8 protein-coding genes are annotated in these 15,159 nt (G+C 36.0%); 4 read left to right on the top strand and 4 right to left on the bottom strand.

The features are described from left to right. Window positions 1-5: 5 nt before the first annotated feature. The 4 genes from ACFILY_RS02575 to ACFILY_RS02560 all read right to left on the bottom strand — a co-directional run bounded on the left by ACFILY_RS02575 (window position 6) and on the right by ACFILY_RS02560 (window position 9,663). Window positions 6-1,181, bottom strand: coding sequence for a beta-ketoacyl-ACP synthase (locus tag ACFILY_RS02575; protein WP_375637477.1), 1,176 nt, complete (start codon window positions 1,179-1,181; stop codon window positions 6-8). Window positions 1,182-1,191: 10 nt separating this feature from the next. Continuing rightward, the gene (locus tag ACFILY_RS02570) at window positions 1,192-1,476 is read right to left on the bottom strand and encodes an acyl carrier protein (RefSeq protein WP_375620202.1); all 285 of its coding nucleotides are present in this window, start codon (window positions 1,474-1,476) and stop codon (window positions 1,192-1,194) included. Between the two features lie 189 nt (window positions 1,477-1,665). Continuing rightward, window positions 1,666-3,984, bottom strand: a complete 2,319-nt coding sequence (locus ACFILY_RS02565) for an NADP-dependent malic enzyme (protein WP_375637478.1) — start codon at window positions 3,982-3,984, stop codon at window positions 1,666-1,668. Window positions 3,985-5,103: 1,119 nt separating this feature from the next. After that, window positions 5,104-9,663, bottom strand: coding sequence for a hypothetical protein (locus ACFILY_RS02560; protein ID WP_273791391.1), 4,560 nt, complete (start codon window positions 9,661-9,663; stop codon window positions 5,104-5,106). A 654-nt stretch (window positions 9,664-10,317) separates the two neighbouring features. Between ACFILY_RS02560 and hfq the strand changes: the two genes are divergently transcribed. The 4 genes from hfq (at window position 10,318) to ACFILY_RS02540 (ending at window position 15,149) form a co-directional block, all read left to right on the top strand. Further along, window positions 10,318-10,557, top strand: a complete 240-nt coding sequence (hfq, locus tag ACFILY_RS02555) for an RNA chaperone Hfq (RefSeq protein WP_005773461.1) — start codon at window positions 10,318-10,320, stop codon at window positions 10,555-10,557. A 54-nt stretch (window positions 10,558-10,611) separates the two neighbouring features. Further along, complete coding sequence (hflX, locus tag ACFILY_RS02550) at window positions 10,612-11,949, top strand: GTPase HflX (protein WP_375637479.1); 1,338 nt, start codon at window positions 10,612-10,614, stop codon at window positions 11,947-11,949. 149 nt (window positions 11,950-12,098) lie between these two features. Further along, window positions 12,099-13,925, top strand: a complete 1,827-nt coding sequence (locus ACFILY_RS02545) for a hypothetical protein (protein ID WP_375637480.1) — start codon at window positions 12,099-12,101, stop codon at window positions 13,923-13,925. A gap of 147 nt (window positions 13,926-14,072) precedes the next feature. Next, window positions 14,073-15,149: a COX15/CtaA family protein gene (locus ACFILY_RS02540; protein WP_375637481.1), complete on the top strand. Its 1,077-nt coding sequence runs from the start codon at window positions 14,073-14,075 to the stop codon at window positions 15,147-15,149. Window positions 15,150-15,159 lie beyond the last annotated feature (10 nt).

The raw sequence follows: 15,159 nt of genomic DNA, 5'->3' as shown, positions 1-15,159 counted from the left end.
CCCCTTCAAACAGCTGTAAGACGCACAATACCTTCAGCTCTTTTTATACCAATAGTTGTAACAAATATTTCACGTACTTCTTTAGAAAAAGGTTTTTCATGAGGACTTAACGCTGGAAAACAATGTTTTTTTTCAATTGAAAGTGCTGCAAGAGCTAGAGCTAGAGGAAATTGTGCTTCCCTCATATAACCAAATAATGTTGTAATGCCACGATAAGATAGATCAGCATTATCAAGAGCATTTTGTTCTGCTTTTGTTGCTTCGTGAGCTCCTGAGGCTGCTGAAATGGCTAAGGCAGATTTAGCGCCAGCAGTTTTTAACATTGTTGCAATTGACTCTCTAAGTGGAATTTTGGTTCTATCTGTTTGGTCTGTAATAATTTGGTTAATTTCAGCATAAGCATGTGCGTTGCGTTTTTTGGCATGTTCTCCACTTTCAATAACTAGGAAGATACCACCAGAACCGGCTATGATACCGCCGCCGGGGTGGATTTCACGATCCCACACTGGGCTCCATCCATTATGGGTTAAAAGACCACCAAGCTCATGCGCCAACAACATATCATAACTTTGTGCATTATAGGAACTTCCTACAAGAGCATGGGTGCTTTGACCTGATTTAATACGAGCTACAGCAATTTGAAGTGCAGAAAGACCACTGCCTTCTTCTCCCATAAATGTACGAGATGATCCAGTGACTTTATGAACAATTGAAATGTTTCCTGCCAAAAGGTTTGAAAGTTGTGCCAAAAATAATGTTGGGCGAAGTTCAGTTGAAAGAGCAACATTTAACATAGAGGCATGATCGGCAACTGCGCGCGCTTTAGAAAGAATCTGTGTATCAACAGTAATATCACGTTCTCCCCCACTTGCAGCTACGATCATATCCATTGTTGAAGTGAGTTGTTCATTATTTTTCATGCCGGCATCATCAAGAGCAAGACCAGCCGCATAGGTACCAAGACGCTGCCATGTTCCCATTTGCCGTTGATCACTTTTTTTAGGAATTTGTAAACTCCAATCAATTTCGGGCAATTTATGAACCGTGTAGGGTGAAAAAGTTGTATAATCTAGGTTTGGTGTACGGATTGGATCATTTAAGAGATTCCAATGTTGATCAGTTCCTTCCCCCAGAGAGCTTATGAGACCTATACCAGTGATGAATACAGATTGATCATGCATGGCGAAAAAACTACTCCGCCTGTTTTAAGGCAACGAGATTATCAATTTTTGCACAAAGGTTTTTAAGAACAAAGTATTCTTCTGTTGCAACGGTACCTTCGTTGACTTCTTGTGTCCATTGTTCTAGAGGAACTTTTATTCCGAAAGCTTTATCAATAGCGAAAACAATATCAAGAAAATCAAGACTGTCGATTCCTAGATCGTCAATTGTATGACTTTCAGGTGTAATTGTATTGCGATCAATTTCACTGATTTCTGCAATGATATCAGCAACTTTATCAAACGTGGAAGGCAATGTACGGATTCCTTATTATAGAGTTAGTAAATTCAAAATACATTTAATATTGTTCTTCTAGCCTTTTTTCTCTTTTAAAAAAAGACTTAATCCAGAATATAGCTGTCTTTATCTATAGAGAAAAGAGGTTTACAGTACATGAAATACTATATCTCAATATTTAAAAAACTTTGAAATTTTATTACGCATTTATTTTACGAGACTATTTTTTCTATTGGCAGCAAGGACAGCAAGGGCTGTTATATTAACAACTCCCCGGGAAGTTACTGAAGGTGTTAAGATATGGGCGGGACGTGCTGCCCCGATTAGAATAGGACCAACATGGAGTGCATTTGTGAGGCTTTTAACAGTGTTGAGCGTGATATTGGCTGAATCAAGTGTTGGAAAGACAAGCAAATTAGCTTCACTTTTAAGACGAGAATTAGGAAAAACACGATCACGAAAAACTTTGGAAAGGGCAGCATCAGCATGCATTTCACCATCTGCTTCTAAATCAGGGTGTAATTTGGCAAGAATTTCTGTTGCACGTCGCATTTTACGCGCACTTTCTGTGTTTTTAGAACCAAAGTTTGAGTGTGATAATAAGGCTGCTTTTGGTGTTATTCCAAATGCTTCAACTTCTTGAGCTGCCAACACAGTCATTTCAGCGATTTCTTCTGCAGAAGGATTTTCATTGACGTAAGTATCTGTAAGGAAAAGAGTACGTTGTTGAGAGATAAGCAAACTCATAGCAGAAAAACGGTGAACATTAGGATCAAGACCGATAATTTGTTCAATCAATTCAAGTTGGCGTTCAAAGCGTCCTTCTAAGCCGCAAATCATTGCATCTGCTTCTTCACGCATAACGGCAAGGGCAGCAATAGCCGTTGTTGATGTTCTCACTACTGTTTTTGCCATTTCAGGCGTAACACCACGCCTTCCTGTATAATGAAAAAACAAATTAACATAATCACGAAAACGTGGATCATCTTCAGGGTTTGTTAATTCAAAATCTATACCGGGACGAATTCTTAAACCAAAGCGTTTTAATCTTGCTTCTACGACATGTGGACGGCCGATAAGGAGGGGCGTTGCTGTTTGTTCTTCAATGACAACTTGTGCTGCACGAAGGACGCGTTCATCTTCACCATTGGCATAGATGACGCGTTTACGTTTTGCTGTTTTTGCTGCAGCAAAAACAGGTTTCATTGTTAAACCAGAAAGAAAGACAAATCGATTGAGGATATCATAGTAGGCCTCCATATCTTCAATGGGACGAATGGCGACACCAGTTGTCATTGCTGCTTTAGCAACAGCGGGGGCAATACGCAGTATTAAACGCGGATCAAAAGGAGAGGGGATCAGATAGTCTGGTCCAAAATTGGGTGGTTCTTTTGAGTATGCACGTGCTACAACATCTGAAGTTTCTTCACGTGCAAGGGCAGCAATCGCATGAACAGCGGCCATTTTCATTTCTTCATTAATTGCACTAGCACCTACGTCTAATGCACCACGGAAGATATAGGGAAAACAAAGGACATTATTAACTTGATTGGGATAATCAGAGCGTCCTGTGCAGATCATTGCATCTGGTCGTATAGAGCGTGCTTCTTCAGGCATAATTTCTGGTACTGGATTAGCCAGCGCTAAAATGAGTGGATTTTGAGCCATTCTTTTAAGATATTCAGGCTTTAAAACACCACCCGCAGATAGGCCTAGAAAAATATCCGCATCATCAATAATATCAGATAAAGTTCGTGCGTCCGTTTTTTGTGCGTAATTGATTTTCCAACGATCCATAAGGGTCTTGCGACCTTCATAAACAACCCCCTCTAAGTCACTAAGCCAAATATTTTCAACTTTCGCCCCAAGACGAACCAAAAGATTAAGGCAAGCGAGGGCAGCAGCACCTGCACCTGAGGTAACTATTTTGGCATTTTCAATTTTTTTTCCTGAAAGATTTAAGGCATTTAATACAGCAGCAGAAACAATAATGGCAGTTCCATGTTGGTCATCATGAAAAACTGGAATTTTCATTTTAGCACGAAGCTTTTCTTCGATGTCAAAACATTCAGGAGCCTTAATGTCTTCAAGATTAATACCACCAAATGTAGGTTCTAAGGTCGATATTGTTTGTACCATTTGTTCTATATCGGATGCATCAATTTCAATATCAAAAACATCAATATTCGCAAATTTTTTAAATAAAACGGCCTTGCCTTCCATAACTGGCTTGGAAGCGAGTGGACCAATGTTTCCTAAACCAAGAACAGCAGTTCCATTGGATATAACAGCGACTAAATTAGCACGGGAGGTATATTGAGCAGCAAGATTGGGATCTTCATGAATCGCAAGACATGGTGCTGCAACGCCTGGAGAATAAGCAAGAGCTAAATCACGTTGATTATCAAGAGGTTTTGTTGCTTGTATTTCCAATTTTCCAGGTTTTGGGTGTTGGTGATAAAAAAGTGCGGCACTGTCAAGTTCAGCTTTTGGTGAACTGAAATCACTATTTCGTTCTCTAGACATTTTTATGATATCCAAGTTAGCGTATGTGTATATGAGATGTTCCATCTACGATAAGGTTTTGTCCACTAATAGATCCTCATTTCTCTGAATATCAAAATGCATGAGTATGAGAAAACTCTTCTGGATCGTAAAACCAGTTTGATGATTCTTTTTGTTTGTGCACAATGAATAATTTCATTGATAGCAGCACGATTAGCTTTTTCTTTCCTTAATAAAACGCGTAAAAATTGATTAGTCTACAAACAAATAAAATATTACTAATGATTACATTACCAAGCCATTATTTTTTTTGCAATGCTTACAAATTAAGGAAAAAAAAGAAGAGTGTTTTCTATTAACTTCATCTTCTTTATTTAAATTTCTATAGGGAGATAGAAGAAATTTTAAATAACAATTTGCAATTTATAAATTGTTTTTGCAGCTATTTAAAAGGAAACTGGAACTTTAAAAATGGAAGTCATTTTGTTTATTATTCAATTGAACTCTTAATAATGCGAGCTGTATATTTTTAATATACTTACAAATCTGTGTTTTAATAAACGAAAAGTATATCCGAAACAGCTGTAATTGCATGTTTTATACCTAAAGTTCATATATTCCGTATAATGCGTTACTTTATAATTTATAATGAATCATCTCGTATGTTGAATAGGAAATTTGAATACAATAAGCTTCTTTTATTTCAAATTCACCTAATATAATAAAAAAACATTTACTTACATAATTCAAACGAGAGTAATATGTGGATAAAAATATTAAAAAAATAAATAGAAGTGTTTCTATAAGCTATTTTAATACAAAAGCATGAATTTTTTTCACAATTAATAAAAATAATTATTACCGATTTTGTACCTTTATGAAACTATGAAAAATAAAGAAGTTAAGAAAAGATAAGGAAATAGAAAACATGCTTTATCATTCTTAGAATGATATGTTGTTTGATAAGCCATTACGCTTCTTTAGGGTTATTGCTTAGGATATCAAAGAAAACCCGCATGCCAATTATCCCAACCTTTGAAGTACAAAGCTACAGTTGAAAGAAAAGTACTCTATGATAAGTCATTAAAACAACTGGAGAGAGAGAAAGTGGAAAAATATTTTTTCCACTTTTCTTATTTGTTATTGGATTCGACCACTTGCATGAGCAAGCATAGTGTAAACTTTTCCGGTATCTGATATCAAGTACTTGCGAACTGAGTTGGAAGAGCCAGAACTGCGCGATATATCACGTAAGAGCTTTTCGAAATCTGTAACATATTGATTCACTGAACGTTTAAACCCAAAATCGCTCATATATTTTTTCTTAATCATTTCAAATATTTTTTGTCCATTTAAGGTGTAAAGGCGTTCTGTTACGATGTTTTTTTGTCCACGTTGATAATGATCCCATAGCTCAACAATGGCATTGTGATTAATAGCTTGCACTATACCAGAAGCTAATGAATTAAGAGAGCAGTTTGCAGGAGATGGTTTTGTTTGCACTGATGTTAAAACATCATCACTAGGGGGAGCATCATAAAATGTTTCTTCACGTGAAGCTCTTTCTAAGAGATTTGATACCCATTTATTTGGTCTTTTTTTGCTTTGATCTTGTTGCAAGATAGGCTTAGGTGGCACAATCTTTTTAACAGACTCAGTGGAACTGTCACTTTTTTGATTAAATATTGATGATGTAGGAAATGCTGATATTAGCTGTTTTTGTACGCTCTTTTGATCATTTTGTATAACACTGACTAAATCTTGTAACGCTGTAATCTGTTCATTCAAAGCTGTGCGAATTGTTTGCGTTGTTTCTTTTGTTTTTTCTGGAAGTTTTTTTACATTTTCATTGATATCATTATTAATCTTTGAAAGCTCTAAACGAACTTCATCAGCGGAGCGACGTATATCTTCTGCTGCTTCTGAAAAACGCGTTGATGCTTCACTAACAAGCTTATTAAGTGATTGTTGGAATGAATTTGTGGAGTTACGCGCATTCTTATCAGAGCGTTCAAGTGCTAAGTTGAAGATTTTTTCATAATGCCCAATCATTTGATTAATTTCATGAGACTTTGAAACAAGAGCATCGCTTAATACAGAAAGCGTATTATGTTTTTCTTCAAGTGTTGCACTAAGTGAATTTTCAGACTGTTCAAGAACATGAATAGTTTGGGAAAGTGTCTTTGCATGTTCACCAAAACTGCTCGTTATATGATTAATTTGTTCAAAGGTACTCTTTGAAAGTCCTTGCAGAATTTCAACATTAGTATTGAGCGCTTGATTTGAGGCTGACAAACGCTCTGCTACTTGGTCCGTGTTGCGGAAAAAATTATTCGTACTCTCATTAAACTGCCCATCAATATTTTGAACAGCCGATAATAAAACATTACTATTTTCGTGAAAATTGTGAATTGATTGATTCAACTGTGTTAAGATGGATGAGACATTATTAACAAGCTCTTCCTTCATAATCGTTATTGTTTGAAGTGTTTCAGAGTTGGCTTTGGTTAAGCTATTCACTAAAGATTCATTATGTGCATAAATTCTTTGTTCAGCATCTTGTGTGGAAAGAGAGAGTTGTTCACCGATATGCTGTGTTAAAGAATCAATTGATTCTGTCGTATTTTGCGCTGCTTGATTTAAGTGATTTGTAAGCTCTGTTATTTTTCCAACATGTTGTGAAATTTGTGTTGTTGTTTGATTTCCAGCATCTTCCAGACGGCTCGTGACATCAGAGAGCTGATATCCTAAATTATTTTTAAGATTTTGCATAGAGTGATGAAGAACATCACAGCGTTCATTAAGGACTTGCTCTATTGCTGTTGTTGATGTGTGAATAGTTTCATTCAATAATGCTTGTGCATTATGACTGGCTGTTGCGAAAGCTTCGACAGTATGCGCTGTTTGTTCAGACAGAACGGACAGAACTTTTTCACTGGTATCATAAACAGTTTTTTTGACATTTGATACAATGCGATTGCCTGATTCTGAGAGAATATTTTCTGCTTGTGCAGTAACATTTGTAACAGATGAAAGAATTTGTTCACTCGTAGAAGAAAGAATATCAGAAGCTTTTATAATCTTATTATGCAGGTTATCTGTAACTGTATTAACAGAGTCTTCTAAGGTTACACGCATATTGTCAACACTACTTTCCAGCGCTTGTTGAATTATCTGACTTTGCTCATTATTAAGAATGAGAGACGTTTTTAACGTGTCAGAACGTTCCTCAATAACAGATGTTTGCATATCAATGGCTTCACAGATTTGGCTGAATTTTTCAGATAATGTTTCCTCTAGCGTTGTTGTTCGTTCAAAAATTTTGTGTGCACGATCTTCTAGATCTGTATCAAATGATTCCATACGTGTTTCAAGGGTTTCAAAGAAAACACCACTCGATTGAGAAAGAGTATTCTTTAAAATTTCGGCATGGTTTTCAAGGTTTCTGATATGATCTTGAACCGTTTCAGTAATGTTTTTATTATTGGCGACAATTGCACTCTCAACTAAATCTATTTGTTGTTTCAATGCAACATCGACACGTATATCACTTTTTGCAATGAGGTTATGGATTGTTTCCATGCGTTGCTCAAGTGTGCGTGCTTGATCGGCAAGAACTTCATTGAGAGAAAAACTATTAATCGCTAAAGAGTCGCGCAGAGCATCGGCACGGATATCAATATTTCTCGCCTGTGCTTCTAAAGCATCTTGGGTTGTATTGCAGCTTTGTACAATGACATCTTGTAGCTTTTCAGTGCATTGAATGATGTTTGTAATATGATTTTCAGCTTGTTTATCAACGACTTGAACATTATCAGCCAAAACTTTTTCAATATGAGAAGTATTTTGGGACAAAACATCAATTTGATTTCTTAATGTATCCGCAATTTTATTTTTCTCGTTATCGAGCATGTCTGCCATAAGAGCTCGTTGATCAGAAAGTTGTACTTTAAAATCTTGTGAACGTTCTTGTATGATATCAACAATGGCATTGTCGACATATTGAATTTCTTCTCTCAGACTTTCTTTACTTTTATCAATTGCAGAAAGAATAGCTTCACGTCCATTTGTAAATGCATGGGTAATGTCTGCTGTTTTTTCTTGGAGGTTCTCATTTATTTTCAAGACATGAGCTTCCAAGAAGTTACCAAGTTTTTCAGCATTATCCTCTAAAGCCTGACTGCGTTCTATAAAGGAATCAATGATGGAATCACTATGTTCTTTAAGAGAAAGATCAACAGTTGCTAAACGTTGTTCAAAGGCTCCAATTGCTTGCGAGGTTACGTTATCAAATTTAGAAGAGAGTTTATGTGCTTGGTCGTCGAGCTTTAAGATCTTCTCATCAAAATTCTGTAGAGATTGATTATTACGATCAATAAGAGCTTTATCCAAGGCTTTAAACTTTTCATCGACAGCGTGCAAAGTTTGATCTGTTACTGCTTGTATATGTGTTGCAATTTTAGCAACATGTACTTCCGCTTTTTCTGCTGTTTCATTAAAGGTTTTTTCTATTTGTTTTTCATTATGATCAAATCGTTTTGCAAAACCATCAAAGTTTTTTCCTAATTCATGAAAAAATTCCGTGTTTTTCTGCTGAATTTGTGTTGTTGTTTTGTTAAATTTTTCAACAAGTTGATTTGTTACGCCATCACCGGCATAGGAAAGTTTTTCAACAAGGTCTTCACCTTGTTTTTGTAAAGTTTGAGAAAGGGTTTGTGCAAGCTTTTCAACATTGGTCACAATGTTAGAGGTAACCAAACCAAATTCATCACTCAGTTGTTCTTGGGTTCCTTTAATTGTTGATTGTACGCGATCTGCGTGATTCAAAATGGCTATGCGTTCATTACTCAATTCTTTGATTAATGTGTGAATGCGTGATTCATTCTCAGCATAGGCTTGTTCTAGATTGTGAACTTCACCTTGTATGATTGCTTCAAGTTCAACAGCACGTCCGAGGGTACGTTCAATACCTTCGTTCATTGCCGCTACTTCTTCACGAATGGTTTGCCCTATAGCAATAGCTTGTTTTTCAGATAGATGTTGTGGTTCACTAAGGCGCTGTGCAGCATTGGTCATAAGAAGCGCAATATTATGCAAGTCGTTTGAACGTTTTGTTAATTGAGCAACGCCCCAAGATATAAGGATAGGAATTGCTGTTCCGGCTGCTACAGCAAGTCCTGTTGGGGATGTAACAAAAGTGCTGATATTGGATAAAGAGCTGAGTCCGGTAGGTGCGAGCTTATGCGCAATAAAAGCTCCTCCCGTTGCCCATAAAGCACTAAGCGCTGTTGTATACCAGTAGACTCGAGAGGAAGAACGCTGCTTGAATGGTCCAAAATTTACAGGGGTTGTTATATCATCATTTGCAGGAAGAAGTTTTGTAGGCAATAATGTATTATGAACAGTTCCACCTGAAATATCAGGTGAAGGTTTTGGAGCAAAAAGCTGTTCAACAACGGATTTATCAATAACAGCTTCATCATGAATATTAGAAACAAAAGTTGACGTACCGTTTTCAGCAAAAAATTCTTCTTCTGCCATTGCAATTTTTTGAATCAGATCATCAACATTAACAACATTTTCAGAATTATTGGATGATATCGTTTCAAATCCTGTGTCATCGAAATCAAAGTTCATAGCTTTTGTGAGGGCTTCTTCAACTTCAACTTCAAATGTTTGCAATTTGGTTCTGCGTGCCATACTCGCCTCGTACTCTTACAGCCGGAAAAGGGATACGTCCTCTTCCACATAATTTCTATATACTAGCTGTTAATTATTTAGAAAGGAATATGCTTAGGGAAAAATTTTAAAAACTTATCAAGATAAAGTTAACGCAGTTTCTTATACCCTGTTTAAAAATGTTATAAAATATAGTAAAAACAATTTATTATTTAAATCTAACAAAAACAAAAATACTGTTTACAACTTGTGTTTATAAAAAGCTTTATAAGCCGGCAGTCTTTGAAATAAGGACAATTTAATAGCAGTTATATATACAGTAAGGTGCGAACGCCTCTCTTTAATACCGATAATCGTTAATAAATGTTGTTGTCCGCTTACTTTTATTGATTCTAAACGAAGCAGTTTCATCATCACATATAGTCTGTAATAGCTTAGGACGTATAAAAGTATGCCTTTGAATTGTAAGCTCATAAAAAAGTAAACGTGGAAAAATTTTTAATTTAGTATAGCTTTTCGTAAGCTGTACTTTATTATTGCCTTAAAGAGCCGTTTTTTCTCTAATTTCAGTTGTTTGTTGCTGAATTTTGAAGCTTCTACGTTGACAATTGGATATTTTTCAGTCGATATGCATGCACGAATATTTTATGCAATCTAGATAAAGGTGTAAGAATAATGGCAGAGCGATCACAACACCTACAAGATGTGTTTTTAAATACGGTGCGTAAGCAAAAAATTTCCCTTACAATTTTTCTTGTCAATGGCGTTAAACTCACGGGTATTGTAACTTCATTTGATAATTTTTGTGTTCTTTTACGCCGAGATGGACACGCGCAATTGGTTTATAAGCATGCTATTTCTACGATTATGCCTGGGCAGCCTGTACAGATGTTTGAGGGTGAAAGTCCTGAGTAAACATATCATTTTAAGATAGACCTCTTATCCCATTTTAAAAGTACTTAGATTGCTATGATAAATGAAAATGAGAGATTAGGAGGGGTATTTGCGCAGAACACAGGACAGGTGCGCGCACTTGTTTTGATACCGTTTTTTCAAGAAAATAGAAGTGAAAGCTCTTTGAGAGAGTGTTCTGTATCTTCTCGTGTTAAAGAGTCATTAGGGTTAGCGCGTGCTATAGGGTTAGAAGTTGTTAATTATGAAACGATTAATATTGCAACGCCTCGCTCTGCGACTCTCTTTGGAAAAGGTAAAGTAGATGCGTTAACCTGTTATATAGATGAATATTCTATTGAGCTTGCGATTGTAGATCACTTTTTAACGCCAGTACAGCAGCGTAATTTAGAAAAATTATGGAATTGTAAAGTTATCGATAGAACGGCTTTGATTCTTGAAATTTTTGGGGATCGTGCACGAACAAAAGAAGGAGTTTTGCAAGTAGAGTTAGCGCGTTTGTCCTATCAAAAAGGGAGGCTTGTGCGTAGTTGGACACACTTGGAAAGGCAACGGGGGGGGCGTGGCTTCCTAGGTGGACCTGGTGAGACGCAAATTGAAGCAGATAGGCGTCTTTTACAAGAGAAAATTATTCGTATTCGCCGCGAATTAGAAACGGTTATTAAAACACGTGCACTTCATAGAGCAAAAAGGAAAAAAACATCTTATCCTGTTGTGGCACTGGTAGGATATACGAATACAGGAAAGTCAACTCTCTTTAACTGTTTAAGCGGTGCAGATGTTTTAGCAAAGAATATGTTATTTGCAACGCTTGATCCGACTTTGCGCAAAGTTGTTCTTCCCCATGGAAAAACTATTCTTTTGTCTGATACTGTAGGGTTTATTTCTAATTTGCCAACAAATTTGATTGCAGCTTTTAGAGCAACCCTTGAAGAAGTGGTTGAAGCGGATCTCATTCTTCATGTAAGAGATATGTCAGATCTTGATCATCGAGCACATGCTCAAGATGTTTTAGAAGTGCTTTCAAGTCTTGATATCGATATTGATGATATGGAGCATATCATAGAAGTTTGGAACAAGATTGATATGTTGGATGGGCAAGCATTGAGTGTTTTACAAACAAGCGCAAAAACACGATTAAATCCTGCTCTCATGGTATCAGCACTTAAAGGGGATGGACTTGATCAATTATTAAGAGCTATTGAAATGCGAATTTTTGGAGAGGTGCAAAGCATTGAATATCTTTTACAGCCTCATGAAATGTCGCTTATCGATTGGTTTTATGAAAACTCTGCGGAAATAGTGCAAGAAGGACATGATGATGGGTCTATTACCATTAGAGCCGTTATTACTTCTGAAGCAAAAAAGCAATTAGAGAATATCAAAAAAATATGAATTAAGTTCTTTAAAGCTATTGTCGAACATTTATGCTTAAATTTTATGTTTTTCTTATCTCAAAATAATATGACAGCAAATTAAGAGGATAGTTACTACTTTCTCTTAATAAAACAATATGAAGAAGTATTTTGCTGGTTAAAATAAAGATGAGTCTTAAGTGTAATAAAAGACTATTCGTACGTACCGTATGGCGAAGCATTTTGATTGTTTTGCTATTACAAATGCTATGTGTATCTTTGATTTGGTTGTATTATTTTGTCCAGCCCCGTGGTTACCAAGCAACTTTAGTATTTTCATTATCTGATTCTGTAGGAAAACCATTACCAATTAAAAAGCAAGACGATGTTATCGCTTTTTTGTTTTCACAGCCTATGTTCTTCAATGATTCGAATTTTTCTTTAAGTGCTTCTTATAAGAAAAAAAATCATGAAAATATCCATTTATCGCGTCATGGTGATTTTATCGATCTTACTTTTGAAGCCGAGACACTTGAAGCAGCTCAACGTGGGTTGGAAATTTGGTTTTCCGCATTTTCACAAGCAATCATAAAACAGAAACAATTTTTGTTAAATGATAAATTAGAAGACAAACAATATGATAATACTGCAATCGTTAATATCGTGCAGGAATTTCGTAAATCTGTTGATTCTTTTATTCAGCATGGTGTAAAACAAACAGAGCTTCATGATCTTTCGATGCAATTAACGCAAGCAACTTTAAAGCGTATTCATTTAACAAGTTTGAATTCAACAATTAATATGATGCGTGAAAATGGGCAGTCTTTACTGTCTTTATCGTTTATTGCAGGCAATTCAGCAATTGTTTCTCTGGAATCTAAACGTGACCTCTTGGAAACACAAAGAGCACATATGGCTGCGCAACTGGGGTGGACACATCCTCAAATTAAAGCGATGACTGCAGAATTAGAGACAGTTTCTCATCAATTAAAAAATAAAATTTTACAAATCGTTTATCAAGTTCATTCAGATGAGGTTATTGCAACGGAATTAGAAAAACAGCTCAAAAAAAGAATAAACTTTTTTGTAAAAGATCAATCCCAATCTTTGAATGAAATATTTAACGAGTTTGAAAATAAAATAAAAGCAGCAGTCGATGCACAAAATGAAGCGATGAGCAAGTCTGCTCAACGAAGAGAAAAAATTATTGATTCATATCGGAGATTGAGTGATGATCCTCTTCTCTTACAAAATACAAATATCCACGTGGTTATGCCAACAACGTTAGCACCAATTTCTTTTATGGCTCTTTATGGAAAAAATATTCTTGTGAGTGCATTGGCCAGCTTCCTTACTCTTTTGCTAGGAATATTGTTATTTTATCCGTGCTTTAAAAGCAAAAAAGACCAACTTTCAGAAGAGGATTTGATATCAAAAGAAAATGCTCTTAAGAAGAATGAGAGTATTTTAGTCTCTCAAGAAATGAAAAATTTTGAAGCTTTTATTACGATAGAGGGATTATCTGATGTTTTGAAATGGCGTGCTTCAACCATTGTTTCAATCATTGGACCAGAGGCTGCACGGACAGCGGCAAAGCTTTCACTTCATCTCACAAAAGAGAATAAAACAATTTTGTTGGTCGATATTTCTGGTCAACAAATAGAGAAAGTCATTGGCCCACATCGCGGACTGAGTGATATTTTAACAGGCAATGCCAAGTTGCATGATGTTATTTACCGTGATTATGATACGGGGGTTGATATTCTTCCTCAGGGGTTAACAAGTGCTATTTCTGCACAAGATTTTTCAAATGATATTTCTCATATATTACAAGAATTTAAAAAAGAATATGATTTTATCATCCTAGAGATGGCAAGTGAACCAAAATATGGATTTGAGCAATTTGCAGAGCTAACAGACTATTATATTTGTAATACTGTTCTTAATGAACAAGAATGGATGATGCGGATGGTAGACAGCTTTCCAAAGACTGTTTATCGCATTGTTGCATCATAAGCTTCGTAAAAAAAGAAATATGTATCGCATGTTATAGTGGTATGCTTGTTTTTTGCTAAAGTTGTAGTACATACTAAAATAGACAAAGAGTTAATGTTTAAATTTTAAAATGCATTTTAGTTGGAGAGAAGCGTGGGGCAATCAGAGATGGCAGTAAAGAGATTAAACAATAGCATTTTAACACCTGTGCAAAAGAAAAATAGAAAACAAATACAGGTGTGGCTTTACTCTATTTTATTGCTTTGTTTGGCAATTGTCTTAGTGGGTGGCGCTACTCGTTTGACGGGATCAGGATTATCTATAACGGAATGGAAGCCAATACATGGCGTTATTCCACCGATTGGTGCGGATCAATGGCAAGAGGAATTTTTAAAATATCAACAGATAGCACAGTATAAGCTGCTTAATCCTGATATGACTTTAAGTGCTTTTAAGGTCATTTTTTGGTGGGAATGGGCGCATCGTTTTCTTGGGCGTCTTGTTGGTCTTGTTGCTTTATTGGGGCTCATTTGGTTTTGGGCGACTAAGCGTGTTGAAAAAAATATCTTACTTCCGCTTATTGTCGTGCCTATTCTTATCGCCTTTCAAGGCTTTATTGGTTGGTGGATGGTTGCTTCAGGGATTGGGCAAAGTAATTTAACAAGTGTGAGCCAATATCGTTTGGCATTTCATCTTATAACGGCATGTTTTGTTATTGTTTTTGTTACTTATTTATCTCGAGGACTTGCAGAATACTCAGAAAAGCCAGCAAATCAAAAGGTGCAATATTTTGCGGCTTGGCTTGTTATTCTCGTCTTGATAGAGATTTATTTCGGAGCTTTGGTTGCAGGGCTTCATGCTGGAAAAGTCTATAATACATGGCCGCTTATGGATGGGCAGATTATTCCTGATGGATTGTTGCAGCATCATCCTGTTTGGCTCAATTTATTCGAAAATTCCTTAATGGTTCAATTTATTCATCGGTTTTTTTCTTATTTTTTATTTATTGTCTCAGTTGTTCATGCTTTCTATGTACAAAAAAATGTTCCACATTCAACCCATTCTCGTCGTGCATTTCTTATCTGTGTTATGATTATTATCCAAGCACTCTTGGGTATCTTAACACTGTTACATGAGGTTCCGATAAGTTTAGGGCTCATTCATCAAAGTATGGCACTAGCAGTGTTATGTTTTGCGGTTGCGCACTGGCGAGCAACAAAAGGGGCATATCGCGTTGTTGAATAAAAGTTTGTGT

It is taken from the genome of Bartonella sp. CL25QHWL, from assembly GCF_042195335.1.
Classification (GTDB): domain Bacteria; phylum Pseudomonadota; class Alphaproteobacteria; order Rhizobiales; family Rhizobiaceae; genus Bartonella.
Note: the sequence above shows the minus strand (reverse complement) of the source record. Positions and strands in the feature narration are given on the sequence as shown.

Bases quoted from the DNA above. Each gene is read 5' to 3' on its own strand.
- ACFILY_RS02575 (WP_375637477.1), bottom strand. From the start codon at position 1,181: ATGCATGATCAATCTGTATTCATCACTGGTATAGGTCTCATAAGCTCT.
- ACFILY_RS02565 (WP_375637478.1), bottom strand. From the start codon at position 3,984: ATGTCTAGAGAACGAAATAGTGATTTCAGTTCACCAAAAGCTGAACTT.
- ACFILY_RS02560 (WP_273791391.1), bottom strand. From the start codon at position 9,663: ATGGCACGCAGAACCAAATTGCAAACATTTGAAGTTGAAGTTGAAGAA.
- hfq (WP_005773461.1), top strand. From the start codon at position 10,318: ATGGCAGAGCGATCACAACACCTACAAGATGTGTTTTTAAATACGGTG.
- hflX (WP_375637479.1), top strand. From the start codon at position 10,612: ATGATAAATGAAAATGAGAGATTAGGAGGGGTATTTGCGCAGAACACA.
- ACFILY_RS02545 (WP_375637480.1), top strand. From the start codon at position 12,099: ATGAGTCTTAAGTGTAATAAAAGACTATTCGTACGTACCGTATGGCGA.
- ACFILY_RS02540 (WP_375637481.1), top strand. From the start codon at position 14,073: ATGGCAGTAAAGAGATTAAACAATAGCATTTTAACACCTGTGCAAAAG.